This is a genomic window from Pseudomonas sp. KU26590 (genome assembly GCF_026153515.1).
GTDB lineage: Bacteria > Pseudomonadota > Gammaproteobacteria > Pseudomonadales > Pseudomonadaceae > Aquipseudomonas.
In genome coordinates, this window is record NZ_CP110644.1 from 1,822,116 (window position 1) to 1,847,841 (window position 25,726).

General features: G+C 60.5%; 29 protein-coding genes. 18 read left to right on the forward strand and 11 right to left on the reverse strand.

Translation table 11 applies throughout. The features are described 5' to 3' along the window. Positions 1-14 precede the first annotated feature (14 nt). Together OKW98_RS08205 and OKW98_RS08210 are read right to left on the reverse strand one after the other, a co-directional pair. On the reverse strand, positions 15-887 hold the full coding sequence (locus OKW98_RS08205) for a DUF6279 family lipoprotein (protein WP_265388718.1): 873 nt from the start codon (positions 885-887) through the stop codon (positions 15-17). Between the two features lie 63 nt (positions 888-950). Then, positions 951-1,694 (reverse strand): TorF family putative porin, encoded by a 744-nt coding sequence (locus OKW98_RS08210; protein ID WP_416148182.1) that lies wholly within the window; start codon positions 1,692-1,694, stop codon positions 951-953. On the opposite strand from OKW98_RS08210, the gene OKW98_RS08215 reads away from it, so the two are divergent. Next, the gene (locus OKW98_RS08215) at positions 1,693-1,884 is read left to right on the forward strand and encodes a hypothetical protein (protein WP_265388719.1); all 192 of its coding nucleotides are present in this window, start codon (positions 1,693-1,695) and stop codon (positions 1,882-1,884) included. The two genes, OKW98_RS08210 and OKW98_RS08215, sit on opposite strands and share 2 nt — an antisense overlap. Here OKW98_RS08215 and OKW98_RS08220 read toward each other — a convergent pair. Then, positions 1,856-2,341 (reverse strand): hypothetical protein, encoded by a 486-nt coding sequence (locus OKW98_RS08220; RefSeq protein WP_265388720.1) that lies wholly within the window; start codon positions 2,339-2,341, stop codon positions 1,856-1,858. The two genes, OKW98_RS08215 and OKW98_RS08220, sit on opposite strands and share 29 nt — an antisense overlap. Positions 2,342-2,527: 186 nt before the next feature. After that, positions 2,528-2,707 carry a hypothetical protein gene (locus tag OKW98_RS08225; protein WP_037012170.1) on the reverse strand — a complete coding sequence of 60 codons (180 nt, stop codon included), beginning with the start codon at positions 2,705-2,707 and terminating at the stop codon, positions 2,528-2,530. A 383-nt stretch (positions 2,708-3,090) separates the two neighbouring features. On the opposite strand from OKW98_RS08225, the gene OKW98_RS08230 reads away from it, so the two are divergent. Next, on the forward strand, positions 3,091-3,927 hold the full coding sequence (locus tag OKW98_RS08230; protein WP_265388721.1) for a S1 RNA-binding domain-containing protein: 837 nt from the start codon (positions 3,091-3,093) through the stop codon (positions 3,925-3,927). A 62-nt stretch (positions 3,928-3,989) separates the two neighbouring features. Here the strand turns inward: OKW98_RS08230 and OKW98_RS08235 are convergent, their stop codons facing one another. Further along, entirely contained in the window at positions 3,990-4,370 is a 381-nt protein-coding gene (locus OKW98_RS08235; RefSeq protein WP_265388722.1) for a hypothetical protein, read from the reverse strand. A gap of 666 nt (positions 4,371-5,036) precedes the next feature. Here OKW98_RS08235 and OKW98_RS08240 point away from each other — a divergent pair. The 3 genes from OKW98_RS08240 to def all read left to right on the forward strand — a co-directional run bounded on the left by OKW98_RS08240 (position 5,037) and on the right by def (position 7,101). Then, a complete protein-coding gene (locus OKW98_RS08240; RefSeq protein WP_133777049.1) occupies positions 5,037-5,228 on the forward strand; it encodes a CsbD family protein in 192 nt (63 codons plus the stop codon). 268 nt (positions 5,229-5,496) lie between these two features. Further along, positions 5,497-6,501, forward strand: a complete 1,005-nt coding sequence (locus OKW98_RS08245; protein ID WP_265388723.1) for a YihY/virulence factor BrkB family protein — start codon at positions 5,497-5,499, stop codon at positions 6,499-6,501. Positions 6,502-6,561: 60 nt separating this feature from the next. Next, the gene (def, locus tag OKW98_RS08250) at positions 6,562-7,101 is read left to right on the forward strand and encodes a peptide deformylase (RefSeq protein WP_265388724.1); all 540 of its coding nucleotides are present in this window, start codon (positions 6,562-6,564) and stop codon (positions 7,099-7,101) included. A gap of 210 nt (positions 7,102-7,311) precedes the next feature. Here def and OKW98_RS08255 read toward each other — a convergent pair whose 3' ends face one another. Both OKW98_RS08255 and OKW98_RS08260 read right to left on the reverse strand, forming a co-directional pair. After that, complete coding sequence (locus tag OKW98_RS08255; protein ID WP_265388725.1) at positions 7,312-8,142, reverse strand: class I SAM-dependent methyltransferase; 831 nt, start codon at positions 8,140-8,142, stop codon at positions 7,312-7,314. A gap of 112 nt (positions 8,143-8,254) precedes the next feature. Next, on the reverse strand, positions 8,255-8,668 hold the full coding sequence (locus OKW98_RS08260) for a GNAT family N-acetyltransferase (RefSeq protein ID WP_265388726.1): 414 nt from the start codon (positions 8,666-8,668) through the stop codon (positions 8,255-8,257). A gap of 123 nt (positions 8,669-8,791) precedes the next feature. On the opposite strand from OKW98_RS08260, the gene OKW98_RS08265 reads away from it, so the two are divergent. From OKW98_RS08265 to OKW98_RS08295, 7 genes are all read left to right on the forward strand, one after another. After that, on the forward strand, positions 8,792-9,733 hold the full coding sequence (locus OKW98_RS08265) for a fatty acid desaturase (protein ID WP_265388727.1): 942 nt from the start codon (positions 8,792-8,794) through the stop codon (positions 9,731-9,733). A gap of 29 nt (positions 9,734-9,762) precedes the next feature. After that, positions 9,763-10,542, forward strand: coding sequence for a phosphate/phosphite/phosphonate ABC transporter substrate-binding protein (locus OKW98_RS08270; protein WP_265388728.1), 780 nt, complete (start codon positions 9,763-9,765; stop codon positions 10,540-10,542). A gap of 117 nt (positions 10,543-10,659) precedes the next feature. Beyond that, entirely contained in the window at positions 10,660-11,169 is a 510-nt protein-coding gene (locus tag OKW98_RS08275; protein WP_265388729.1) for a sigma-70 family RNA polymerase sigma factor, read from the forward strand. Between the two features lie 72 nt (positions 11,170-11,241). Next, positions 11,242-12,255, forward strand: coding sequence for an ABC transporter substrate-binding protein (locus tag OKW98_RS08280; protein ID WP_265388730.1), 1,014 nt, complete (start codon positions 11,242-11,244; stop codon positions 12,253-12,255). 80 nt (positions 12,256-12,335) lie between these two features. Continuing rightward, entirely contained in the window at positions 12,336-12,887 is a 552-nt protein-coding gene (locus OKW98_RS08285; RefSeq protein WP_265388731.1) for a GNAT family N-acetyltransferase, read from the forward strand. Positions 12,888-13,172: 285 nt separating this feature from the next. After that, on the forward strand, positions 13,173-13,658 hold the full coding sequence (locus tag OKW98_RS08290) for a hypothetical protein (protein WP_265388732.1): 486 nt from the start codon (positions 13,173-13,175) through the stop codon (positions 13,656-13,658). A 62-nt stretch (positions 13,659-13,720) separates the two neighbouring features. Then, on the forward strand, positions 13,721-14,158 hold the full coding sequence (locus OKW98_RS08295) for a nucleoside deaminase (RefSeq protein ID WP_265388733.1): 438 nt from the start codon (positions 13,721-13,723) through the stop codon (positions 14,156-14,158). 7 nt (positions 14,159-14,165) lie between these two features. Here OKW98_RS08295 and OKW98_RS08300 read toward each other — a convergent pair whose 3' ends face one another. From OKW98_RS08300 to OKW98_RS08310, 3 genes are all read right to left on the reverse strand, one after another. Beyond that, on the reverse strand, positions 14,166-15,167 hold the full coding sequence (locus tag OKW98_RS08300; RefSeq protein ID WP_265388734.1) for a diaminopimelate epimerase: 1,002 nt from the start codon (positions 15,165-15,167) through the stop codon (positions 14,166-14,168). Between the two features lie 66 nt (positions 15,168-15,233). Continuing rightward, entirely contained in the window at positions 15,234-15,836 is a 603-nt protein-coding gene (locus tag OKW98_RS08305; protein WP_265388735.1) for a LysE family translocator, read from the reverse strand. 54 nt (positions 15,837-15,890) lie between these two features. Continuing rightward, positions 15,891-16,727, reverse strand: coding sequence for an AraC family transcriptional regulator (locus tag OKW98_RS08310; protein ID WP_265388736.1), 837 nt, complete (start codon positions 16,725-16,727; stop codon positions 15,891-15,893). 438 nt (positions 16,728-17,165) lie between these two features. Here OKW98_RS08310 and OKW98_RS08315 point away from each other — a divergent pair, with 438 nt between their 5' ends. The 6 genes from OKW98_RS08315 (at position 17,166) to OKW98_RS08340 (ending at position 24,585) form a co-directional block, all read left to right on the forward strand. Beyond that, complete coding sequence (locus OKW98_RS08315) at positions 17,166-17,507, forward strand: hypothetical protein (protein ID WP_265388737.1); 342 nt, start codon at positions 17,166-17,168, stop codon at positions 17,505-17,507. 41 nt (positions 17,508-17,548) lie between these two features. Beyond that, positions 17,549-18,730 (forward strand): PQQ-dependent sugar dehydrogenase, encoded by a 1,182-nt coding sequence (locus OKW98_RS08320; protein ID WP_265388738.1) that lies wholly within the window; start codon positions 17,549-17,551, stop codon positions 18,728-18,730. A 673-nt stretch (positions 18,731-19,403) separates the two neighbouring features. Further along, a complete protein-coding gene (locus tag OKW98_RS08325) occupies positions 19,404-21,575 on the forward strand; it encodes a TonB-dependent siderophore receptor (RefSeq protein WP_265388739.1) in 2,172 nt (723 codons plus the stop codon). A gap of 115 nt (positions 21,576-21,690) precedes the next feature. Further along, positions 21,691-23,010, forward strand: a complete 1,320-nt coding sequence (locus OKW98_RS08330; RefSeq protein ID WP_265388740.1) for an MFS transporter — start codon at positions 21,691-21,693, stop codon at positions 23,008-23,010. Positions 23,011-23,403: 393 nt separating this feature from the next. After that, positions 23,404-23,676 carry a helix-turn-helix domain-containing protein gene (locus OKW98_RS08335; protein WP_265388741.1) on the forward strand — a complete coding sequence of 91 codons (273 nt, stop codon included), beginning with the start codon at positions 23,404-23,406 and terminating at the stop codon, positions 23,674-23,676. Positions 23,677-23,865: 189 nt separating this feature from the next. Further along, positions 23,866-24,585: a hypothetical protein gene (locus tag OKW98_RS08340; protein ID WP_265388742.1), complete on the forward strand. Its 720-nt coding sequence runs from the start codon at positions 23,866-23,868 to the stop codon at positions 24,583-24,585. A 32-nt stretch (positions 24,586-24,617) separates the two neighbouring features. Here the strand turns inward: OKW98_RS08340 and OKW98_RS08345 are convergent, their stop codons facing one another. Then, entirely contained in the window at positions 24,618-25,697 is a 1,080-nt protein-coding gene (locus tag OKW98_RS08345) for a diguanylate cyclase (RefSeq protein ID WP_265388743.1), read from the reverse strand. Positions 25,698-25,726: the final 29 nt, after the last annotated feature.

Consider the following 25,726-nt stretch of genomic DNA (forward strand, 5'->3'; position numbering starts at 1 on the left):
TGAAAGCGTCCTGATCAGGACGCTTTTTTCATGCTCTTGTAGCAACTCAAATCAGTAAAGTCCTTGCGCACATCGGCGATCTTCGCCAGCAACTTCTGTCGTTGCTCAGCCGTACTCTGCGCCATCAGATCCGCAATCAAAGAAATCGCTGCCTGCTCGGTATGGTCATAGGTTTCGCGATACTCAGGTGTCCAGAAGGTCTGACGGTCTTGCAGGAGACTGGCAATCTTCTGATCGAAATCCCCAGCCTTGCGCTGTTTCACCGCCGCCAGTAAGAGCGACTGCCAGTGCGCGCGGTTGTCGATCCACAGCCGATTTTGCTCGCCCAGGGACGTCGACCACTGCATCACCCGCGCCTGCTGGGCGGCATTGAGTTTGCCCATCCACGGGGTCAGACGTTTCTCCATGCGTTCAGCACGTTCACTGATCTGTTTGTCCAGCGGCTGGTCGACGAACTCGGCCTCGTGCTTGCGCAGGTCCTTGGCGAACGCGGATTCCATCTCGGCCACTTGCTGATCGTCCAGCTGACGAAGCAGCTCGACCGCAGAGGGCGTGATTTCTTTGGAGAGGGTGGCGATGGCTTGCCGCGCTTCGGCGGTGCGTGCCGTCAGCTGCTCCTGGTTGACCTGATTGTTTTCGACCATCCCTTGCAGACGGTCCAGCCAGTCGAGGTAACCGGGAATTTGCGTGGTGCAGTGCCAGCTCAAGTGCTCTTTCAAGCGCTCATCGAGCCAGTCTTTCTGCGAAGCGTTCATGTCCAGGTAGTCGTTGAGCGACCAGGGAATGATGAAGTCCAGATGCCGATACGTCAGACCAATCTGACTGCACCCCGCCAACAGCGTCAGGCTCAGCCACAGCGAAATAAAGGTCTTCAACACAATGCCCATAACAGCTCCTTGCCGGTTCGTCTCCCCGTTATAGAGCAAGTCAGGTCACAGCGGTTCAACCCATCAGAAAAACGAGCGCACGACCTTCAGCGTCACGGTGCCTTCGCACTGCGGGTTGTGCCCGCTGTAGGCGCTGCAATCGGCGCCGGTGAGGCTCGAACCGCTGTACATCAGGTTCATGTCCATGCCCAGCAACGGGCGCGACACGTTGAACGACCAGTCGCTGTAGGCGTTGACCACGCCACCGCCGTCAATCACCGAAGGCGAGTCGAGCTGGTGGTTGCCGTACTGCATGCGCAGGTCCAGGCCCAGCGGAATCATGCTGCCCAGGTCGAGGAACAGGGTGCTGTCCTGGCGACCGGCGTCGGTGCTGAAGGCGGTGCCGATGCGACTGTCGAAAATCCGGAAACCGGCGTAAAGCTCGTGGCTGTCGAGCTGGTCGGTATTCGGGTAGCTGTAGCGGATGACGCCAAGCTCGTAACCGAGGGTTTTATCGAAAGGCTTCTTGAACCCCATGTAGGAGTCGACTTCCAGCGCGGTGTCGGGGGTCAGCCCTGCGCTGGGTGACCATTGCCCGAAGTAGAAACCGCTGTCGTGGGTCAGGTCGAGGCCGCCATGGAACTTGGAATCGGCACCACTCGGCGTCACCAGGCCCTGGGCCATGGTGCGGCTCGGCGTGGTGCCAAGCTTGAGGCTGAAGTCGCCCAGCTCCCGCTCGATCACCTGAGCGCTGGCGGCGTGATGCATGAGGGCGGCGCAGGCGAACACCGCACCGGTCCAACGGGTAAAACAGCGAGCATAAGGCATGCTTCACTCCTTTCAGGTTTCAGAGGAGTGGGTCGAAGGTATCTATCCGGAAGCCGAATGGCCCGACAAGAACCGCGAGCTAGAGCGTCGCAAGGATACCGCCGATTGGCGCTGTCTCGCGACCATTGGTCGATTCGATGCAGATGCGCTGATCCTTGCGATCAGTTCGCAGCGGAAATCAGCTGATTGACGACGATTAACGCTTGGGGAAAGGAGGGGTAACCGCTGGTGGCGACATCGAGTTTTTCGTATCGGGCACGGTAGGTGCGGGCCTTTTCCTGATCTTCCATACCGGCACGTTGCGCCTGCAGGGCGATGGCCAGCGGGTAATTGCGATCGGCTGAATCGTTGAGCTTGGCATCCACCCTCTTCGGGTTGGCGTTCTGACGCAAGAGCAGAACAGCCTGGTAAAACTCGGCCTCGCCGGTTGTGTCTTCCCGCACTGCCCGCTGGAGCAGCGCACTGGCGAGCTCATCGTTTTCCGCGCGGCGCTCGTTGATCAGCAGCTTGGCCTGGAGCATGTCGTTCTGATACAGCAGATAGTCGGCGCGGCATGGGCTGCCTGCCACCGAGGTGTCACAGCCGTGGGTCGCACAGCCGGTCAGCCCGAGGCTTAGCAGGGCGCCGATGATCATCCGTTTGTTCATATCGGTTTCCGCAGAGACTTCAGCAGTTCAGGGCATCGTCCGTTGTTTCCCATGACCCATGGGTAGCAGCATCAATGAGCAGTCATGTGACGAGAGTAAAGCAGAGCTTTGTGCAGCGAGGGAGCGATAGACCTGGCGCCTTGTGATCAAAGCGCCTGGATGTCGACCGCGGAGGCGGGAGAAAATTTACTTTTTGCCGAGGGAGATCTGTTTGGATGGGCCGAAGGTCTGGCCGCTGACACCTTTGGCGATCTGCTGGATCTCGCCACCGGACTTCAGGAAAGCTGCAATTTGCGCGTTGATCGAATCGCTGGTCTCAACGGCAGGAGCTGGCTTGGCTTTCGAGTTGGATGCTTTTACACGCATGGCTGCTATTGACCTATATAAATTTAATACGGCCGGCCATCCTATCGGAATTGGCCGGAAATTGCTTGGGTATTATCGGATGAGGGGAGGGCTAGCGGTCGTGCGGAGCAGCGCAAACATTTTCCGAAAATAACGGCTAACTCACTGTTTTCACTGCGATGTTCAATCTGCTGTTCTGCCGAATCCGGCCAGCGTTCAAGGCTGAGCCCAGGCTCGACGACCTGACGAATGGCTTGAGCCCGACACCGCCTGCGCTGTGCCGTTCATCAACGCGTTGATTTGCAACGCGGAGACGCCGTCGCCAGACGTCGATCCGAAATGCCCGCCGGAACGCCCGCCCGAATTCGGGTAGAATGCCGCCCACGTAACGAGGGTATCTGCACATGGCTTTAGTCGGGCGCTACAACAGTTTGCAAGTGGTTAAACACACGAACTTCGGTTTATATCTGGATGGGACGCAAGATGGCGAAATCTTGCTGCCCAATCGATATATCCCCAAAGATATTCCCAGCGAAGATGAAGACTGGCTCAACGTCTTTATTTATCTGGACAGCGATGACAAGTTAATCGCCACCACCGAAAAACCCAAGGTTCAGGTCGGTGAATTTGCCAGCCTCAAAGTGGTTGAAGTCAACAGCATTGGCATCTTTCTGGATTGGGGACTGCCCAAGGATTTGCTGCTGCCGTACTCGGAAGAAAAGCAGCCGCTGAAAGCCGGCGACTACTGCGTGGTGCATGTCTACCTCGACAAGCACACGCGCCGCATCACCGCGACCACGCGTCTGGATCGTTATCTGGACAAGGTGCCGGCCAACTATTCAGTGGGCCAGGAAGTCGACTTGCTGGTAGCCGAAGAGACCGCGATGGGTTTCAAGGCGATCATCAACAACAAGCACTGGGGGCTGATTCACAAGAACGAAGTGTTCAAGTTCCTGCGTTCGGGCAAACAGGAAAAAGGCTTCATCAAGGAAGTGCGCAGCGACGGCAACATCAGCCTGAGCCTGCAGCCGGTGGGCGAACAGCTTGCCAGCAGCCTCAACGCGCAGATCCTCGGCAAGTTGCGTGACAACAACGGCGTCTTGCCCGTCAGCGACAAGAGCGATCCGCAGGTCATCAGTAACCTGTTCGGCGTCAGCAAAGGCAACTTCAAGAAAGCGATCGGCGCGCTGTACAAACAGGGCCAGATCGTCATTCACGCCGACCGTATCGAACTGGTCTGACGTGAGACTCGGCTGCAGCGCTGGATAACCTGCGCTGCAGCCTTCTGATTAGCTTTGCCAGGTCACTTCTGTACGAAGCTGGCGAAGCTCAGATTCGCGCCGTTCGGGCGCATGTCCTTCAAGTACGAATCCTTGTCAGCCGAGAGCTCCAGGCTCACGGTGGACTTGCGCTTGCCTTCATTGCGGATCACCACATCGTCTTTCTGGTCGCGCATGAACTTGGTCGTCACCTTCAGGTGAATCAACTCATCCGTGCTCGGCGTGTGCAGAAGCAGATGCAGCCACTCGTACTGACCCACCGCCAGACGGCTCATGGGCAAATCAAACCACCAGATATTGCGCTTGGGGTCGAGTACGGCGAAGTGCGTGTTATTGGTGCCGAGCACGGCGCCGCCGAGCTGTTCATTACGGCGCGCAATGGCCTGCTGCTTATCGAGTTTCATAACATTCCTGGATCACGGTCTCGTCAACCTGGCCCGACGCCCTGAGCGCCGCCGGTTCGGTCGCGCATTCTCCGGGGTTCTCGGGGAAACATAAAGGCAAAATTGGCTGGCGCGACTGGTGTTCTCCGGATGTCAGCGCCTGGACGGGCCTCTTCCCGGCTAAAGCCGGTCCCACTAAAAGCAATGCATGCAGTCAGTGGCACCGGCGCCGCCCGCTGTAGGACCGGCTTCAGCCGGGAAGCCCTTGATCTGCTTAGCGCGCTTTTGATCTGCTCTTGATCTTCATACGCATAAAGCCCAGACACCACCAAACGCGACTTGGGCGCAGGCCGAACGCAGACGATGCGCAGTGGGCCGAGCCGCATGGATGCGGCGAGAGCGCCGTCAGGACATGGATGTCCGTTCGGCGCGGGCCCACGGAGCGTCGTCGGAGTGAGGGTATTCCGACGCAGGAGGAACCCAGCCAGGAGCAAGCACCTTTGGTTACTTGGGGATGGTGCGACTTTCGACTTTGCCAAGTAACTCGCCGAAGGCGAAACAGCTCTGCCGTTAGGCAGAGCACTAATCCACGCGGCTTAGCGAAATAATTGGAACCTCTGATTCACGGCTCCGGTCAGTTCTAGTGTCGAGTTAATGACATCCTATTCTCACCCTGGAGTGAACCCTATGAGCAGCACCGGCGATAAAGTCAAAGGCATGGCTAACGAAGCAGTAGGCAACGTCAAGCAGGGCGTCGGCAAAGTGACCGACAACGACAAACTGCGTGCCGAAGGCAAAGCGCAAGAAATCAAAGGCGAAGTCCAACAAACCGTTGGCGACGCAAAAGACGCCGTGAAAAAAGGCGTCGACAAGGTCTGAATCCCTTGCGTCCGGAGCCAGCATGCTTCAGGCGACCTGATTCGCAACACCGTAACGGCCATCTTCTGATGGCCGTTATCGTTTGCGCTCCCGACCCCGTGAAACACATCAAATGTAGCCAACACCCCGGCCAGCCTGTAAAAAGCCTGCCCGTTCGGGCAACTGACGGAATTTCAACGCGATTGCCCGCTCGTATGCATACCGCTTGTAGATACCCTTGAATCAATAACCGTGCTTCGGCTACATCTGTGTCGCGAAAGGAGACGCCATGATATTCCCGGACTTGCGCCAGCTCAGCATCAAGACAGTGTTGGTCAGAACGGTCAAAGAGTTTGTCGATGACGAGATGTCGACGTACGCCTCCGCGCTGGCCTACCAGATGCTGTTTTCGCTGTTCCCGTTTCTGCTCTTCCTCATTGCCCTTATCGGTTTCCTGCACCTGCCGGACTTTTTCAGCTGGCTGCGACTGCAGTCCGAGCTGGTCCTGCCGCCGCAGGCCCTCGACCAAGTCAACCCGGTCATCGACCAGCTGCAACAGTCCAAGGGCGGCTTGCTGTCGATCGGTATCGTCATCGCGCTCTGGACCGCCTCCGCCGGCGTGCGATTGATGATGAGTGCCATGAACGCCGCGTATGACGTGGTTGAAGCGCGCCCGGCCTGGAAACGCATCCCTCTGTCGGTGTTCTACACCATCGGCATCGCCGGCATGTTGCTCACGGTTGCCGCGCTGATGGTCACCGGCCCGGTGGTCATGAACTGGCTTGCCTCGCAGATCGGCATGGAAGACTTCATTGTCACGCTGTGGACGATTCTGCGCTGGCCGCTGATCATCATCCTGCTGATGGTCGCGGTGGCGATCATGTACTACGTGATGCCCGACGTTAAACAGAGCTTTCGCTTCATCACCCCGGGCTCAGTGCTTGCGGTCGTGGTGTGGATTGTTGCTTCTCTGGGCTTTGCCTATTACGTGAAGACTTTCGCCGACTACAACGCGATGTACGGCAGCATCGGGGCGATCATCGTGTTGCTGCTGTATTTCTACATTTCGGCGGCGGTGTTATTGCTGGGCGCTGAGATGAACGCCGTGATTGAACATATGTCTGCCGAAGGCAAGGAGAAGGGTGAGAAGGAAGCGGGCGAACGCGACGGCATCGCTGACGGTGAGGCGGTGCACCTCAAGCAGCATGTCTCGGGCCTTGGCCGCGATCACACCCATGACCATGATGACGACTACACCCCTGTGCCGTCGGTGCTGAAGACCGATAAATTCTGATAACGCTCACGGCAGAAGGCGTCCACTGGTGGCGCTTCTGCCTGTTGTAGAGGGCCCGCAATGATTCGCGAAATTCTGAAGATGGGCGACGAGCGTTTGCTGCGCATCGCGCCACCTGTCCCTGAATCGATGTTCGGTTCCCGTGAGCTGAAGACGCTCATCGAGGACATGTTCGAGACCATGGAAAGCGTCGGCGGTGTCGGCCTGGCCGCGCCGCAGATCGGCATTGATCTGCAACTGGTGATCTTCGGTTTCGAGAGCAGCGATCGTTATCCGGATGCAGAGGAGGTCCCCCAGACTATTCTGCTCAATCCGCTGATCACGCCGCTGGAGCAAACCCTGGAAGAGGGCTGGGAGGGCTGCCTGTCGGTGCCGGGCCTGCGCGGTGTGGTTGATCGCTACGAGCACATCCGTTACGAAGGTTTTGACCCGGACGGCAAGCTTATCCAGCGTGAAGCCCGCGGTTTTCATGCGCGGGTCGTCCAGCATGAATGCGATCACCTGATCGGCCGGCTTTACCCGTCACGCATTACCGACTTCAGCCGCTTCGGCTTCATCGAAGTGCTGTTCCCGGGGATGGACCCGAACTCGGACGAGTGACGATGCAATTTGAGAAGTCCGCTGGGTATCGCGCTGACCCTTGCGGGAGCGAGGTCGCTGTAGCTGGCTGAATGCGGTTTTCTGTAGGAGCCGGCTTGCTGGCGAACCCAATGTGTCAGCGCCATTGATGTCGCCTGGAACCCCTCATTCGCCAGCAAGCCGGCTCCTGCAGAAGAATGCAGTGCCCCAGCAAGATCATCTCGACGCCAGTCATTTCACCGGCTTAATGAACCGAAGGGTCATGCGGTCGGACTCGCCTATCGCCAGAAACTTCGCCTTGTCCTGCTCACCCTTGACCAGTGCCGGTGGCAACGTCCAGACGCCGTCGGGGTAGTCCTTGGTGTCTTTGGGGTTGGCATTGATTTCGCTCTGACCAGCCAGTGTGAAACCCGCGTTCTGCGCCAGTTTGATCACGTAGTCGGTCGGCAGGTAGCCGTTTTGTGCGTTGTCCTTGGCGGTGGTGCCGGGTTTGGCCCGGTGATCGACAACGCCCAGCGTCCCGCCCGGTTTCAGCACTTCGTAAAACGCCTTGAACGTCGCCGCTTCGTTGCCGGCGTCGACCCAGTTGTGCACGTTGCGGAAGGTCAGCACGGTGTCGGCCGAGCCTGGCTTGCCGAAGACCGGCGCCTGGGGCGCGTAGGCCACGACCGCGACCTTGCTGTAATGCGCTGGGTCGGCGGCGTATTTCTGCTTCAGGCTGTCGGCGGATTTCTTCGCGTCATCGCTGGTGGCGGGGTCGACGATTGCAGCGACGTAATGCCCCTTGTCGTTGAGCAGCGGCGCCAACAGTTCGCTGTACCAGCCATTGCCTGGCGTGATTTCGATGACCGTCTGATCAGGGCGCAGACCAAAAAACGTCAGTGTCTGCTCGGGGTGGCGGTATTGATCGCGCGCCGCATTCTGCGGTAAACGCCAGTTGCCGCTGAGCACGGTTGTGAACTGCTCGTGACTGACGGTGGATTCCGGCGCAGCACTCGCCGCCACCGCCAAGCCCGTCGCCGAAAGTGCCGCGAGAGAGAAAACCATAAGCGCCGGCTTCATGTGCATCCTGCTTGTTCAAGAAATGATCGGCGAGGCTAGCACGCAAGGCCGGGCCTGCGATGGCACGTTTGGTTTGGTGTACTGCAGGAAAGGTTCTAAGCCTGCCAGCCGATCAATCAGCGCTGCGCACAAGCGAGATCAAACCCTTCGTCTGCCGATAACGCGCCAGCCGTGTGGCCAGTTCCTGCGGCAAATCCTGAGCCTCAACAAAGCCAATGCGCTGATAAAACCTGCTCAACTCAGGCTCACAGAACAACCAGACCTTGCCTTCAACCGACGTCAGCGCTGCCGCGATCAACCCCGCTGCGACACCTCGCCCACGCTCGGCCGGCGCAACAAACAGCCCGGTCAACCAGTGCCCGTCCGTAAAAGGCTTCAGGCATAAACCGCCAACGATCTCCGACCTGCGCGCCACCCACATCTGCGCCTCACCCTTGGCGCGCATGGGCGAGCGATGGGCGCGGTAGAACTTCTCCAGCAACGGGCGTTGCACATCGGGAAGGGTCGAAAACTGGATGTCGGGCATGTGCGGCAGGCGTCGGGTTGAGGGTGGATCCAGCGCATCGTTCTACCGTCATAACCAATCGATCTACAAGTTTTTCCTGCGCCATTGCACAACCGGTTATCAGCCCGAATGCAGGAACCGGCAATGCCCCACTACCTGGACGACGCACAGCGCGAAGAGATCAAGCGACTGCGCGCAAGCTTTATGGGCCGCACGGAATGGCCGACCTGGTTGCTGTTGATCGGTGTGTACGCAGGCTGGCCGACGTTGCTGCTCGCCAGTCCGCACTTGGGCGTTTGGCCGACGACGCTGTTGATGATCCCGTTACTGGTGCTGTGGATGTCCGTGCAACACGAGGTGCTGCACGGCCACCCGACGCGTTCGTTGCGCCTCAACAAGGTGCTCGGTTACGCGCCCTTCGCGGTCTGGTACCCGTATACCCTGTATCGCGACACCCATATGCAGCACCACTGCGACGAGGATCTGACCGTTCCCGGCCGCGACCCGGAAAGCCGCTACCTGAGTCAGCTGCACTGGAAACAGACCGGCAAGCTGATGCGTATTTTGCGCTGGCTCGACAAGACCCCGCCCGGGCGTCTGGTGTTTGGCGTGCCGTTGGCGCTGAGTAGCCTGATCGTCGGCGAAACCCGGCGATTGCTGCGTGGCGAACGTCAGGCCTGGGGGATGTGGTCGACCCATGGCGGGCTGCTGGTGCTGATGTTTTTGTTCATCGAGCAATACAGCGCGATCTCGGCCGTGCATTACGTGATCTTGTGCAGCGTGCCGGCGCTGGCGGTGTCGATGGTTCGCTCCTACTACGAGCACCGCCCCGGCGAGCAACCGCAGGAGCGCACGGTGATCAACGAGGCCTCGTGGCCGTGGGCCTGGCTGTTCCTGAACCTGAACCTGCACCTGGTCCACCACGACTTGCCCGGCTTGTCGTGGTATCACATGCCCGTCGTGTATCGGGCGCGACGCGAGCAGTGGCTGGCACGCAGCGGCGGATTTCTGGTGGCCGGTTACGCGGAACTCTTTCGTCGTCACAGCTTCAATCCTATCGACAGCCCGCAACATCCCTACATCTGAAACCCCACGTCTGATGAGGAAGACCGAACATGCCCCAAGGCTTCGCCGAGCTGTTGATGTACGTCGCGCCGCCGCGCATTGAGCAGGCGCAGGAACAGTGGCTGAGCCGCGTACTGGACATCCTCGGCGTGGAGCGGCTCGATGCGCAGGCTCTGGATCTAAAGGCGCTATGGCTGTCGCCGCACTTGCTGCTCACGCAAACCTGCGGCTATCCGCTGATGACGGCGTTGCGGGGCCAGGTGCAGGTGGTCGGGCGTCCTGTTTATCAGTTGCCCCACAGTGCCGATGGCAACCACTGCAGCCTGTTGGTTGCCCGCGAAGAAGACCCGCGTCAGGCCCTCGTCGAGTTCAGGGGCAGTCATGGCCTGCTCAATTCTCGGGATTCCAACTCCGGCATGAACCTGTTTCGCCACGCCTTGGCGCCGTTTCAACAGCATGGGAAGTTCTTCGCTGACGTCACGCTCACCGGCGGTCATCGCGCAAGCCTGGCCGCGATCAAAGCGGGCGATGGCGATCTGGCCGCCATCGACAGCGTGACCTTCGACTACCTGACCGGCGACGCCAGTGAGGAAGTCGCCGGAGTGAAGGTGATTGCGCGCACGGCGAACGGGCCGTGTCTGCCCTACATCACCCGCCTAGGCGCCGATGCTGATGCCATCCGCGAGGCGATGAATCAGGCGCTGAACGAACTCCCCGATGTCGCCCACGTGTTGGCGATCAGCGAAGTGTTGCCGGCAAGTGAGGCGGATTATCAGGTGCTGCTGGATTATCAGCAGCAGGCGGTATCCCATGGCCTACCTATGCTCTAGTTATTCCGTAGTGATCTATAAGAATCACTTTTAAGTATTTTTACTGCATAACCGCGCTTGCTAGCATGCCCTCTCGGAAACTCCCGACGATAAAAAGATCAGGGCAGGGGATGTCTTATGGCTGGCGCCGATGTGATGCATCGCCACTACCTCAGCGAGTTGTTTGTGCAGCACCATGGGTGGCTGTGCCTGCGCTTGCGCCGGCTGCTGGACTCCGAGCAGAGCGCCGAAGATGTTGCGTCCGAAACCTTCCTGCAACTGCTGGCTTCGCCCAACGTCGTGCCGATTCGCGACCCGCGCGCGCTGCTCACCACCATCGCCCAACGCCTGGTGTATGAGCGCTGGCGGCGGCGCGATCAGGAGCGCAATTATCTGCAAGGCCTGTCCCAAGAAGCGGATATCCCCTACGCCTCGGCAGAAAGCCACGCCGCCACGCTGCAGATGCTTGACCGTCTGGATCGCCGCCTCGACCGTCTGCCCGCGAAGATCAAATCAACCTTTGTGCTCTCGCGTCGCGGCGGTCTGACCTATCCTGAAATTGCCGCGCATCTGGGTATTTCCCAGCGCTCGGTGAGCGACTATATGGATCAGGCTGAAACCTGTTGCCGTCGCGCTTGTCTGGAATAGAGCGTGCGCTGTGCCTGGCCACTGTGCCAAACCGATTGAGCTCCTCCCATCTTCGAGCGACGAGAGACATCCATGACACCAATCAAAAAATTGCTGGGCGGCTCGCTGCTGGCACTGGCTGCCCTGACGGGGTCGGCGTACGGCGCAGAAAAAACCGCGCCGATTCATTTCGGTGACATCACCTGGGAGAGCGGCAGCCTGATCACCGAAATCCTGCGCACCATCGTGGAAAAAGGATACGGCTATCCCACTGACACCCTGCCGGGCAGCACGGTCAGTCTCGAAGCGGCGCTGGCGAAGAACGACATTCAGGTGATCGGCGAAGAGTGGGCGGGCCGCAGCCCTGCGTGGGTCAAGGCCGAGGCGGAAGGCAAGGTCCACGGCCTGGGCAATATCGTCAAAGGCGCAACGGAAGGCTGGTGGGTGCCGGAATTCGTCATCAAGGGCGACCCGGAGCGCGGCATCAAACCGCTGGCGCCAGACCTGAAATCGGTGTCCGACCTGCCCAAATACAAAGACGTGTTCAAGGACCCGGAATCCCCGGACAAGGGCCGCTTCCTCAACAGCCCGACCGGCTGGACCTCGGAGATCGTCAACACCCAGAAGCTCAAGGCCTACAAACTCAACGACAGCTACGTGAACTTCCGCACCGGTTCGGGCGCGGCGCTGGATGCTGAAGTCGCGTCGTCTATCCGTCGCGGCAAGCCGGTGTTGTTCTACTACTGGTCGCCGACGCCGCTGCTGGGTCGCTTCAAGCTGATCAAACTGGAAGAGCCGCCGTTCAACGAAGCCGCCTGGAAAACCCTCGCCGATGCCAGCAATCCCAACCCGATTGGCTCCAGCTCCCTCGCTGCGCATCTGGCCATCGGCGTGTCGGAACCGTTCCGTCAGCAGTATCCGGATCTGGTGAGCTTCTTCGAAAAGGTGGATCTGCCTATCGACCAGTTGAACAAAACCCTGGGCGAGATGAGCGAGAAGCGCCAAGAGCCAAGTGTCGTGGCGAAGAGCTTCCTGAAGGATCACCCGGAAGTCTGGACCGCCTGGGTGCCAGCTGAGGTTGCCAGCAAGGTGAAGGCGGGCCTGTAAGCGCTTTCTCACCAAACCGTGGGACAAGCGGGCTGCCGCTTGTCTCGCAGGCAATTCCGTTCATGCACGAGTCACCCTTCATGAACCCCTCATTCATTCCCCTTCACACCGAACGCCTGATCCTGCGCGAACTCACCCCGGACGACACCCCCGCGCTGGCGCAAATCCTGGGCGATGCCGAGGTGATGCGCCATTCGGTGGCAGGCGTGTTGTCGGAAAAGGCCACCGGTGAGTTCATCGACTGGTGCCAGTTCTCCTACCGTGAGCGCGGCTTTGGTCCTTGGGCAGTGGTGGAAAAATCCACCTCAACCCTGGCTGGCTTCTGCGGTCTCAATGCCGAGCGGGTTGATGAGAAGGACGAGATCGAGATTGGCTACCGGCTTGCGACCCGATTCTGGGGTAAAGGTCTCGGCACCGAGGCGGCGCGCAGCGCGGTGGCTTACGGCTTTGAAGCGCTGCAGGTGCCATCGTTGATTGCCATCGTTCAGCCGACCAATCTCGCGTCGGTCAAGGTGATCAAAAAGCTCGGGTTCGGCGGGTTCGTCCACAGCCAGTATCATCGCCAGGGCGTCAGGATTTACCGCATGACCGCGCAGCAATGGGCGCTGGGTGGTTCAGCAGAATTGGCTTGAGACTTTCCCGGCTGAAGCCGGGCCAACAGGTACGCGATCCCCGTAGGACCGGCTTCAGCCGGGAAGGCGTCAGCTATTCCAATGCAGAACTCACGGCGTACACGCTGGCCTCTTCCCGGCTAAAGCCGGTCCTACACGTTGTGCACTGCTCGGCCGGGGATCGCTCATTGATGGATATCTCGGCCCTCAACTGTTAGCGTCCAGCAGACAATCAAAGCGTTGATCACCGATAAAAAGTCGCCGGGAGAGGACATGGGATATTGCAGATCGACAGCGTTGACGATGATGAAAGCGTCACTCGGGCTGACGCTGGCGGGGGTGATGGGCCTGCAGAACGTGGCACTCGCTGGCGAGACCCCGCCGGCGCCAGTGGTCAAGGATTCCGCACTGACCTTCGTACAGGATCGGCATCTGGGCGAAAGCCTGGGCTGGCTCGGCTATCAGGTGGCATCCCACACGGTGACCTTCGCCACGATCGTCGAGACCGTCGGCCGCACCAAGGCGCAGGAAATCGTGCAGGACGAACTGCAAAGTTTGCAGCCGCAGTATCAGCAAGAATGGGACCGCAACCTCGCGACCGCCTACGCCGCATCCTTCAGCCCCGAAGAGCTGCAAGCACTGGACGCCGCCGACCCGGCGCCAGATGTGGCCAGCAAATTCCGCAACAAGCAGCGCGATGTCGGCGCTGACATGAAGGACCGCTCCAGCGAGTTGCTCAAGGTTTACGTGTCCACCGCGCTGGACAACGCACTGAAAAAAGCCAAGCCTTGAGCGCACGTTTTATCTGAGGCGTTTTTTTCGATCATCCCCCGTCACGAAGGAAAGGAGAGACCATGGACCCGTTCATGCAAGCGGCCATTGATGAAGCGCAGAAGGGCCTGGACGAAGGCGGTATTCCGATCGGTTCGGTCATCGTTCACGACGGCAAGATCATCGGCCGTGGCCACAATCGTCGCGTCCAGGAAGGCAGCGCCATCAAGCATGGCGAAATGGACGCCTTCGAGAACGCCGGCCGCCAACCCGCCCGCGTCTACCGCGAAGCCACGCTCTACACCACCCTGTCGCCCTGCGCGATGTGCAGCGGCGCGATCCTGCTGTACGGCATCCGCAAAATCATCGTCGGCGAACACGAGACGTTTTTGGGTGAAGAAGAGTTGCTCAAGTCCCGTGGCGTGGAGGTGAATGTGCTGCACGACGAGACCTGCGTGGGACTGATGAAGCAGTTCATTGCCGACAAGCCTGAGCTGTGGAATGAGGACATTGGCGAGTAGGTCAGCGTCAGGCCTTGACTCGCGCCGTCCCGAACAACTGCACCTGCTGCAACTGCCCGTCGCGCTCGATCAGGCGCAACGGTGCGGTGCCGCCGGGCATCACCACTTCCACCAGACCCGCTTGAACCCACCCGCAGAACCACGCTGCTGACGCGACCGCGCTGGCGCTTGTGCCCGACGACGCCGTCGGGCCTTCGCCCCGTTCGAACACGCGCGCCGCGATACGGTTCGGTCCCAGGCGCGCAGCCCATTGCAGATTGACCCCGCCAGGGCAGGGGTCGCCGCTTCCTGATTTGCCGGCGATGAATGCGATGCGGGTCAGGGCAGCGTACAACTCGGGCTCGTGAAGGTCTTCGAAGCTGGGCAGTTCATCGACATCCGCCACCAGCGTGACGCAGTGCGGATTCCCCACCCTGACGAACACGCTGGTCTGCCATGCCGGGTGCAAGGCCGCTATGGGCTCGACCCGGTTGGCCTTGCGCCCATTGAGCCTCGCGTTGCTGACACCGGGTCCTGTCGCGCCTACGGCTTGCCGGCCGAACCCAGGCGCGCCGATGTCCAGCCAGAAGCCGTTCACATCCTCGACTGCTGCCGAGACCGCTTGCGTTGCGACGGGGCTGAGCGAGTCAGCATTGTCGTGATGAACGCGCAGGGTGAACGGCGCGCTGCCGGTGATAAGTGTTGAGTCGGTCAGTGATTGAGCGAAGATGGTCAGGCCGTTGCCGCTGCGTTCAGCGAGGGTGCCGTCGGTGTTGACGATCAACAGGTCGAACGGCGCGGTGTCCTGAAAGGGTCCCACCAGAAGACCGTCCGAGCGATGAGATTTGCTGCAAGGTGGACGCTGGCCTGCGGGCCAGTCACAGATCGCCGTGACCGCCTGGGCGGCCCAGGCTTGGCGGGTGGCGGCGGCTTCTGCCGGTGACTGGGGCAGGGGGACGCCGAGGGTGCGCAGGGCATCGGGAGCAATCACCGCGTAGATATTGCCGCGAGCGTCGTAGAAGCGAGCCATGGTCAGTCCGGATCAGGGAGTCGACGCGCATTAAATCACGCCGACCCACGCGTCGCCGCCAGTGCTTCACACCACCAACGTCAACCACGCAGACACCAGCAACAGCACCGCCATCAACTGATTGAAGCGCTTCATGCTGTGCGCCGAACGACAGAATTTCGCGGCGCTGACGCCCAGGCAGGCCCAGGCGCTCATGCACGGGATCGACACCAGGAAGAACGCCAGCGACAGCCACATCACCCGCAGCATGCGATCGGCGTCGGTCCCCGCGAACACGCTGACCACGGCCAGCGCCATCATCCAGGTTTTCGAGTTGACAAGTTGCAGGCTCGCCGCGCCCCACAGGCCCAGGGTCGGGCCGCTGCGGGGTTGCGTCGGGTCGATCGCTTCGGCGGGCGCGCTGAAGATCTGCCACGCCAGCCAGGTCAGCCAGGCGATGCCGGCCCATGACATCAGCGTTTGCACTTGCCGATGACGGGCCAGCACATCGCCCAGCCCGGTGCCGACCATCAGCACTAGCAATGCCGCACCGGTGCAGGCCCCGAGGACAATCGGTAGCGTGCGGAGCAGGCCATAACGCGAGCTGTTGGTCAGTACCAGAATGTTGGTCGGGCCGGGCGTGATGGACGCGACGAAAGCGAACAGCAGAAAGGGCAGGAGGGTTTGCATAAGGCCACTCGGCGGTCATTGGTCGTGGAGCAATGATCGGCGCGCGGTGGGCGGTCAGTCTGGAACGTTTGAGCAGCGTCGGCGGTAGTCGGCCGGGGTCATGCGATAGGCGCGCTGGAACCAGCGGCCCAGATGGCTTTGATCGGCGAAACCCAGGGTCGCCGCGACGCTGACAGGCGCCTCGCCCCGCGCCAGCAGATGCCGGGCGCGGGTCAGGCGCAGTTGTATCAGGTAGGCATGGGGCGCCAGGCCGAATGCGGCCTTGAACGCGCGGCTCAGGCGGAAACGGTCAACGCCCGTCACCTGCGCCAGATCGTCCAGGCCGATGTCCTGATGCAAGTGGCTGTGTAAGTAATCACGTGCCCGTTGCGCCACCAGTGGCAGGCGTGGATCAGGGCTGATCAGGGTGCGCCAGCGCAAATGGCTGGTGAGGTTGGCGAGCAGGTGATCCAGGGCGGTCTGGCGGACGATGCGCAGTTCGTCGTGGTGCATCGCTTCGAAGGCGTTGGCGGTGGCGATGGCCAGACGCGGGTCTTGCGCCAGCGTGGCTGCGAAGCTCAATTGGGCGTTGTCCGGCGCGTCTTCAAACTGCGCGCGCAACTCCCGGTCCAGCCAGCGCGGGTCCAGGTACAACGTGCGGTAGGTGAAGCCGCCTGCTTCCGGGGCAGTGCCGTCGTGGATGTCGCCCGGTTCGAGCAGGAACACCTTGCCCGGCGTGCTGTTGTGCTGCTGTCGACGGCAATTGAATTGCTGCAGGCCCTGTTCGGTGATGCCCACCAGATAACTGTCGTGCCAGTGCGGATCGTAGGCATGGCCCTCGAAATGCGCGCGCACTGTCTCGATGCCGGACGTGGCGTCCTGCTTGAGCTCGATCCAGTTGCGGTCGGACATCGCGGGCCTCGATGATTGGGCGGTGCGGGTTGGGCGTCCAGGGCGGTGCGGGTGGGCAGTCAGTCTCGGCCACCGTATCGCGCAGCTTACGGCAGGTCTGGAAGATTTGTGCAGCAGGCGACGAGGTGTTGAGTCCTGCCTCCGCATGTCGCCTTGCCACGCATTTGTAGGAGCGCGCTTGCCCGCGAATGCAGTGTGTCTGTGACGAAGATGCAATCTGACCCAACGCCTTCGCGGGCAAGCGCGCTCCTACATTGGATTGCGTGAACCCACACCATTGCGTCGCCTGTCCAGGGCGTCTGTTCGACATGCCCGCCGACTACTCTTGTTACAAAGCGAAAGGTCCTACACGTTGCTCATCCACCATGACGGCGCGAACCTACGCGCTCGAACGCCATCAAAGACCGGAATCGTTACCCATCCCGCAGAAGGTAAATGATGAACCCTTTTCCGCGACGCCTCGCCGTCGTCTTGCTCGGCGCCTGGTTGTCCGCCGGGCTGGCGCAGGCCGATGATCACACCGCGCACTTGCCGCCGCTTCTGGCGGCCGCCGGTTATCCGAGCCGCTCGATCAACGTCCCCGACAACGGCGCCGTTCGCCGCGCCAACCCCAACAGCCGTCAGGGCACCGATTCCATTGCGCCCCGTGTCGGTGGCCCGAATCTCGGCCCGACCCAGACACGGCCGCCCACCCTTGAAAACGGTGGCATCGGCAACGGCTATCCAACCCGGCAGCAACCCGCTCGGCCTTCCGGCGATACCGAACGCCGCAGCAACTGAAACTATTGCCAGCCTCTCTTCCCATTCAGAAGGAATCGCCTATGTTGCGTGCCACCCCTTTTCACAAGATCGCCCTGCGCAAAACCTTGCTGGCGACCCTGTGTGCCTCCGCGTTACTAGGCTTCTCCGTGCAAGCGACGGCTGCGACTTACCAGAGCGAAAGCGGCACGCTGACAGTCGATGAGGTCGTCGGTGGGTTGCAGCATCCGTGGGCCGTGGCGTTTCTGCCGGACTCCCAAGGCATGCTGGTCACCGAGCGCACCGGCAACCTGCGCCGGGTAACGCCTGACGGCAAACTGTCGGCGCCGATCTCCGGCGTGCCGAAGGTCTGGGTGCAAGGGCAGGGCGGTTTGCTGGATGTCGAACTGTCGCCGGATTTCGCCAAAGACCGCATGGTTTACCTGACCTACTCCGAGGCCGCGAGCGACGGAAAAACCGGCGGCACGGCGGCGGGGCGCGCAAGGCTTTCGGAAGACATGACAAAGCTGGAAGGCTTCACCCGCATCTTCCAGCAGCAGCCGAAACTATCGGTAGGCAACCACTTCGGTTCGCGCATCGTCTTTGATCGCGACGGTTACATGTTCATCGCACTGGGCGAAAACAACGACCGGGCCACGGCTCAAGACCTCGACAAACTGCAGGGCAAGGTCGTGCGCCTGTACCCCGACGGCACCGTGCCCAAGGACAACCCCTTTGTCGGCCAGCAAAACGTGCGCCCGGAAATCTGGAGCTACGGTCACCGCAATCAACAGGGCGCCGCGCTCAATCCCTGGACCGGCACGCTGTGGACCAACGAGCACGGCCCACGTGGCGGGGACGAAATCAACATCATCGAACGCGCCGCCAACTATGGCTGGCCGATCTCGACCTTCGGCATCGACTACAGCGGCGAGCCCATTTCCGAGTCAAAGGGCAAGATAGTCGAGGGCGTGAAAAACCCGTTCCACGTGTGGGAGAAATCCCCGGGCGTCAGCGGCATGGCGTTCTACGACTCAAGCACGTTCAAGGCGTGGGACCACAACGTCTTCATCGGCGCTCTGGCGTCGGAAGAGCTGATTCGCCTGGAGCTGAAGGACGACAAGGTGGTGCACGAAGAGCGCTTGCTCGGTGAGCTCAAGTCCCGCATTCGCGATGTGCGGCAGGGGCCGGATGGGTATGTGTATGTGCTGACGGACGAGGATAACGGAAAGCTGTTGAAGGTCGGGTTGAAGGTGGAGCAATAGGCTCGCTTTGAAACGGTCACCCCAATGCCTTGTTAACTGCAGCGGTGGGACCGGCTTCAGCCGGGAAGGGGCTGGCACATCCGACGCATTTGTTTGGTCAGTGCCACAGCCTTCCCGGCTGAAGCCGGTCCCACAAAAGCTCGCCTGATTCGAAATTGCTATGTCGGCCAGAAAGGGATGTAGGACCGGCTTCAGCCGGGAAGGGGCTGGCACATCCGACGCATTTGTTTGGTCAGTGCCACAGCCTTCCCGGCTGAAGCCGGTCCCACAAAAGCTCGTCTGATTCGAAATTGCTATGTCGGCCAGAAAGGGATGTAGGACCGGCTTCAGCCGGGAAGGGGTCGGTACATTCAACGCATTTGTTTCGCCAATGCCGCAGTCTTCCCGGCTGAAGCCGGTCCCACAAAAGCTCGTCTCATTCGAAATTGCTATGTCGTCCAGAAAGGGACTGTAGGACCGGCTTCAGCCGGGAAGGGGCTGGCACATCCGACGCATTTGTTTGGTCAGTGCCACAGCCTTCCCGGCTGAAGCCGGTCATACAAAAGTCACCTGCACACCGAATTCCGCACCAATCCCGGTTGTAAAAACGCCGCGCAGAACGTAAAAGAGGCGCCGCCGAACTGGCCTGCGTTTCTCGTTGCCCGACTGCCCCTCACCAGGAATTCACCCGCCGATGATCACCTCGTCCCGTCCCGCTGCCGGTTTCACCCGTCGGTTGTTGCCGCTGAGTATCGCCTTCGCTTCGCCGTGGCTGTCGGCCCAGGAAGCCGAGCCAGTGACCCTGGACGCGCTGCGGGTGACCGGGGAGCAGGAGTCGATTTATCAGGCGAGCAGCGCGTCGGTGGGCGGCTTCAGCGAAGCGCCGCTGCGCGATACGCCGGCGTCGATATCGGTGTTTACCGCCGAGCGGCTCAAGGACCAGCAGGCCAGGCTGCTCAGCGATGTCCTGCGCAATGACGCCTCGGTGGGCGACAGTTATGCGCCGGTGGGCTATTACGAGAATTTCGTTGTGCGCGGTTTCTCGCTCAACGCAGCCAACAGCTACCGCATCAACGGGCGCAGCATCACCGGCGAGCAGAACGTGGCGCTGGAAAACAAGGAACAGGTCGAGCTGCTCAAGGGGCTCTCGGGCCTGCAAAGCGGCGTGTCGGAGCCTGCGGGCGTGATCAATTACAAGACCAAACGCCCGGAAGACGTGCGCTCGGTGACGGTTTCGACCAACGAGCACGGCGAGCGCTACATCGCCACGGACGTCGGCGGCTGGTTCGGCAGCGAGAAGCAATTCGGCCTGCGCGCCAACTTTGCCCATGAGGACATTCGCTCTTACGTCGAGCACGCCAATGGCCAGCGGGATTTCGCCTCCCTGGCCTTCGACTGGAACATCAACGACCAGTCCACCCTGCAACTCGACGTCGAATACCAGACCAAAGAACAGCGCTCGGTGCCGGGCTATCAACTGCTGGGCGGTACTGAGCTGCCCCATGACGCCTCGCCGCGCAAACTGCTGGGCTATCAGAGCGGCTCCAACCCGGTGGGCATCGACTCGCTGAACATGACCGGCCGCTACGAATACCGCCTCAGCGACGACTGGAAAGCCAGCCTCAGCGCATCACGCAGCCGCGTGGTCATCGACGATTACAGCGCGTTCGCCTACGGCTGCTATTTCCAGAGCGACTGCCCTGCCGAGCCGCTGACCGGGCACTTCACGCCCAGCGGCGGTTACGACATCTACGATTTCCGCAGCCCGGACGACACGCGGCGCAACGATGAAGTCGAAGCGTCGATGACCGGTCTGTTCGACACCGGCTCGCTCAAGCATGAGCTGACCTTCGGCACCAGTGCGTTCCGGCGCACGGTCGACACCCGGCCGTATTTCAGCGAATACGTCGGTTCCGGCAACATTCACGAGACGCCGGACACCTTCGCGCCATCGGACCTTTCCGTGGGCCACACCGAACGGCGCCTGGACAGCCGCCAGTACGGGCTCTTCGCCACCGACCGCATCAGCTTCAACGAACATTGGCAGACGTTGATCGGCGGGCGTGAAGTGAAGCTCGACGAAAAGGCCTACAACGAGGACGGCAGCGAGAACCGTCACACCGAGCAGTCGATCTTCCTGCCCCAGGCCGCGCTGATCTACAAACCGATCGACAACGTTTCGCTCTACACCAGCTACAGCAAAGGGCTGTCTCTGGGCGGCACGGCGTCGGTGTTCGACAGTAATATCGGGGAAATCCTCGCGCCGACGATCTCTCGTCAACTGGAAGCCGGGGTCAAATACGACTGGCGCCGCATGAGTTTCACCGCTGCCGTATTCCAGACCCGTCAGGCTTATCAGTATTCGAAACCCAACGACGACGGCAGCCTGACCTTCGTCCAGCAGGGCCAACAGAAAAACACCGGCGTCGAGCTGAGCGCCAATGGCTACGTGACCTCGAAGCTGCAGATGTCGGCCAGCGTCGCGGCCATTCGCGCGCGGGTTGAAGACAGCGGCACCGCGGCTTACGAAGATCATCAGGCGATCAACGTGCCCAAGTTCCGCAGCAGCCTGTCAGCCGATTACGCGCTGCCGATTCAGGGGCTGGCGCTGTTGGGCGGCGTGCAATACAGCGCCAGCAAGTTCGCCAACCGCGAAGGCTCGGTGAAAGTCGATGACTACGCTGTATTTAACGCGGGCAGTCGCTACAGCACGAAAATGGAGGGCTACGACACGGTCTTGCGCCTGACCGTCGACAACCTGTTCGACAAGCGCTACTGGCGCGACGCAGGCGAATACCTGGGGGACGATTACCTGTTCCTCGGCGCACCACGTACGGCGCGGGTTTCGGCGACGGTGAATTTTTAAATCAGCTGCTGAAACGCGTCAGCCGTCAGCGATCCGCCCGCAAGCCGTCAGCTTTGTTATCCTGCGCGCCTTTGTCGCACCCGAGTGCGTTTCAACCTGTGATTTGGGGTCTTTCATGACAGCCATTCTTCGACCACGCCCACAACCCATCAGCCGGGGAGACTACAAAACCCTGGGTCTGGCGGCACTGGGTGGGGCGCTGGAAATCTACGATTTCATCATCTTCGTATTTTTCGCCCTGACGCTCAGTCAGCTGTTCTTTCCGCCGGAAATGCCCGAGTGGCTGCGCCTGCTGCAAAGCTTCGGCATCTTCGTCACCGGCTACCTGGCGCGCCCGCTGGGCGGGATTCTGATGGCGCACTTCGCCGACAAACTGGGTCGCAAGCGGGTGTTCAGCCTTAGCATTCTGATGATGGCGCTGCCCTGTCTGCTGATCGGCGTGATGCCGACGTACGCCGAAATCGGCTACTGGGCACCGCTGATCCTGTTGGCGCTGCGCATCCTTCAGGGTGCGGCCGTCGGCGGCGAAGTGCCGAGCGCCTGGGTCTTCGTCGCCGAGCACGCGCCGAAAGGTCATCGCGGTTATGCGTTGGGCCTTCTGCAAGCCGGGCTGACCTTCGGCTACCTCATTGGTGCACTGACGGCGACCTGGCTGGCGAAAGTGTTCAGCCACGCGGAAATCCTCGATTACGCCTGGCGCATCCCGTTTCTGCTGGGCGGTGTGTTTGGCGTCATCGGCGTGTGGCTGCGGCGCTGGCTCAGCGAGACGCCAGTGTTCATGGCGATGCATGCTCAACGTGAAGGCATGACTGAACTGCCACTGCGCGCTGTCCTACGCCAGCACCGGCAATCTCTGTTGCCGGCGGCGTTGCTGACCTGCGTGCTGACGTCCGCTGTCGTGACGCTGGTGGTCATCACGCCTACGGTGATGCAGCAGCGCTTCGGCATGAGCCCCAGCGACACCTTCGCCCTGAGCAGCGTCGGCATCGTGTTCCTCAACATCGGCTGCGTGTTGGCCGGCATGCTGGTCGATCGCATTGGCGCCTGGCGTGGCGTGGTGCTTTACAGCCTGTTGCTGCCCGTCGGCGTCGGCGTGCTTTACGCCAGTCTGGTCAGTCACTGGCTGCCGTTGAGCCTCGCTTACGCGGTGGCGGGTCTGGCCTGCGGCATTGTCGGCGTCGTGCCTTCGGTCATGGTCGGACTGTTTCCGGCGAACATTCGCGTCTCCGGCATCTCGTTGACCTACAACATCAGCTACGCGCTGTGGGCAAGCACCACGCCGCTGGCGCTGATCGCCTTGATGCCGTGGAGCCCGTGGGTGTGCGTCGGCTATTGCGTGATCATGGGCGCGGTCGGTCTGGTGACGGCCCTGTTCTTTGGCCTGCGCAAGGGCATGCAGGTCGATGATCCGCGGGTGGCACAGGCTGGAAACTGAAAGGGCGGGGGCGCCGCAATGGCGTCCCCTCTTATGACTCAATTGCACGGATTCGCAATCCGCTGTATTTGAAACGATTGATCCGCTGATTTGTAACAGATGATTGTAATTATCATTTGCAGCGTTTATTGTCCCCGTCTATACAACTGAGCCGCTGTTATATATCCACATGACCCCGCACTGAGGTTGTGCCTGGATAAATGGCCTGCGGGCTCAGTAGGGATGCTTCGCTAATATTTGTAGGAAACTTTACTTATCATTGTTCGGTTATTAACCGGGCTTGACTGTGGAAATTCTCTAATGGTTGGAGAGTTATAAATCAATAACAACACTGTTACGGCCAGGGCTGATTTAACGCCGGGGTCGGCAAGTCGCGGAGACTGTTGAGGGCCAATGATAGAAGAGCAGCGCAAGCGTAAACCACAGAAAAAAGCCACCCCCAGAGAGCAGGAAGTCCTTCATTTAGTGCTCCAGGGGCACACCAACAAGGCGATCGCCCAGCGGCTGGGGATCAGCGATTACACGGCTCGCGACCATGTGTCGGCCTTGCTCAGGAAGAACGAAGTCAACAATCGCGCGCAGCTCATCGCTCTGCACGTTTCGGCACCACGCAAGAAAAAACTGGCAGCACCCCTACATCTGACGGATTGTTACGCCGAGCGGTAAGTGCATAATTAACTCGATTTAATGACTGCACTTTTAAAGCCGTCGTCGGCCCTTTTTTGCTGTGATGATGCTTGCGTCTTAATAAACGGTCCTTTTGAGTTGTGACCCTGTTTTAGCACTTCGATGTGTCCTGTCAACGTGTTCGCGATGATGCACCCACAATAACGATCAATAATAAGGATGAAATCGATGACCCTTCAAATCGCAACGTCTGAGCCCTTGAAGCAACCGTGCATCGATGCAGACTTTAATGTGGACGTCCCAACCGCGTTTCAGCAATTGGTCGATGAGCAAAACCAACTGTCCCGAGACCAGTTGAGCGAGCTGCACAAGCAATGGCTCGGGCCCCACGGCGTGTTTGCCACCTTCAGCGCGGAGGTCGAGCGACTCGGGCGTCAGGCCCCCGCGCTGGATGACCTCTCCAGTCTGGGCAGCGCGGAGCGTATGAACGAAGCCGAACGAGCGGTGGCCTTCGCGCTGGCGCAGAGCAATCGCCGGCGCGCGGCCAACAATCCCTTCGGCTCACGCTCGCGTCAGGGCCTGTGCTGCGTGGTGTTCGACGAGTCCCGCGCGTACACGATGGCGGAGCGATACGCCGCGTATGAAGCCATGCGCCAGAGCGACTCGGATTTCTTCATCAAACTGATCGCCACCACGCGCGGCGTCACCGAGCGGCGCATCGTCTTTCGCGGTTTGCTGGAGCATTATGACCGGCTGCTGCCGATCGAAAAAAGCATCTACCCCGAGGCTTACCGCGAGGTGCAGCAAACACATCTGGATCGGGAAGAAGGGTTGTATGGGCCGCTGATATTGGGTGACAGCCTGCACAACTTGCTGACACGCATGACGCCCCTTGATCTGCTCAAGCAGGTTCAGGTGCCGACCGACGCCATGGCCTGCAGCGAATAGCGAACCCTCAAAAGGCTAATTAGGTCGTTGACTCACCCCAGCGCTGCACCCTCGTGCGTGCAAACCTTACTGGATGGCTGCGCCGGAGTGACCCGATTTCGCCCCGCGCTTTTTGCGTCATACAGCGCCATGTCGGCTTCGTGCAGCCACAGGCCGGCGTCGGTCTGGTGCGCGCCGTACGCCGCGACGCCGATGCTCAGGCTCAGCGTCAGATCGGGGAGGGCGGAATGGGCATGGTCGTGGACCGTGCGGCGCAGGCGTTCGAGTATCTCGATCGCCTGGGTCAGGGTGGTGTCGGGCAGGATGACGCAGAATTCGTCGCCGCCGTAACGGCCGGCCAGATCGGTCTGTCGCAGACTCGCCGACAGCGCGTTGGCCAGTTGCTTGAGCACGTTATCGCCGGTGATATGGCCGTAGGTGTCGTTGATGGTTTTGAAGTGGTCGATGTCGATCAATGCCACGCTGTGGTGACGATTGAGCATCTGGCATTTATCGAATTCCAGCGCCAGTCGATCCTTCCACGCGCCGTGGTTCATGAGGCCGGTGAGGCTGTCGGTGGCGCTGAGTTTTTCCAGTGCTTTCTTGCTTCTGGACAGCTGCACCGCGACGCGGTAACAGACCAGCCCAATGGCCATCGGGTAGATAACCAGCGTGGGCAGGCAGGCGAATACCTGCAGTTGAGTGACATGGGGAAACAATGCCGGCAGGAATATCTTGTACGCCACCAGCGCGCCCGTCGCTTGCGCCAGCGAGCCCATGATAAACAGACGCAAACCACCGGCGGCGATGTTGTTCATCGCCATCATCGACAGCACCGTCACAGTCGGCAGCGGACTGATGCCCATCGCTCCCGCCCAAAAGCCGCCGCCCAGCGAATCATAAATGAGGTTGCGGCGTTCGGCCGCATACGGCTGCCGTGAGCGCTTGGCCAATTGATAGGCCAGGTGCGGCCAGCCGTAGCCGTGAAGGATCATCGCGATCCACACCCAGACCGGCGGATGGGAAGGGTACAGCGCTGCAGCCACCGCGAAGAACCCGATGCCCAGGCCGATGCTGCGCGGCAAGTACATGCGTCTGGCGAAGGAGAGACCTTTGTGGACCGAAGTGTTCATAGCGCTTCACCGGGTTATAACGCAGCATC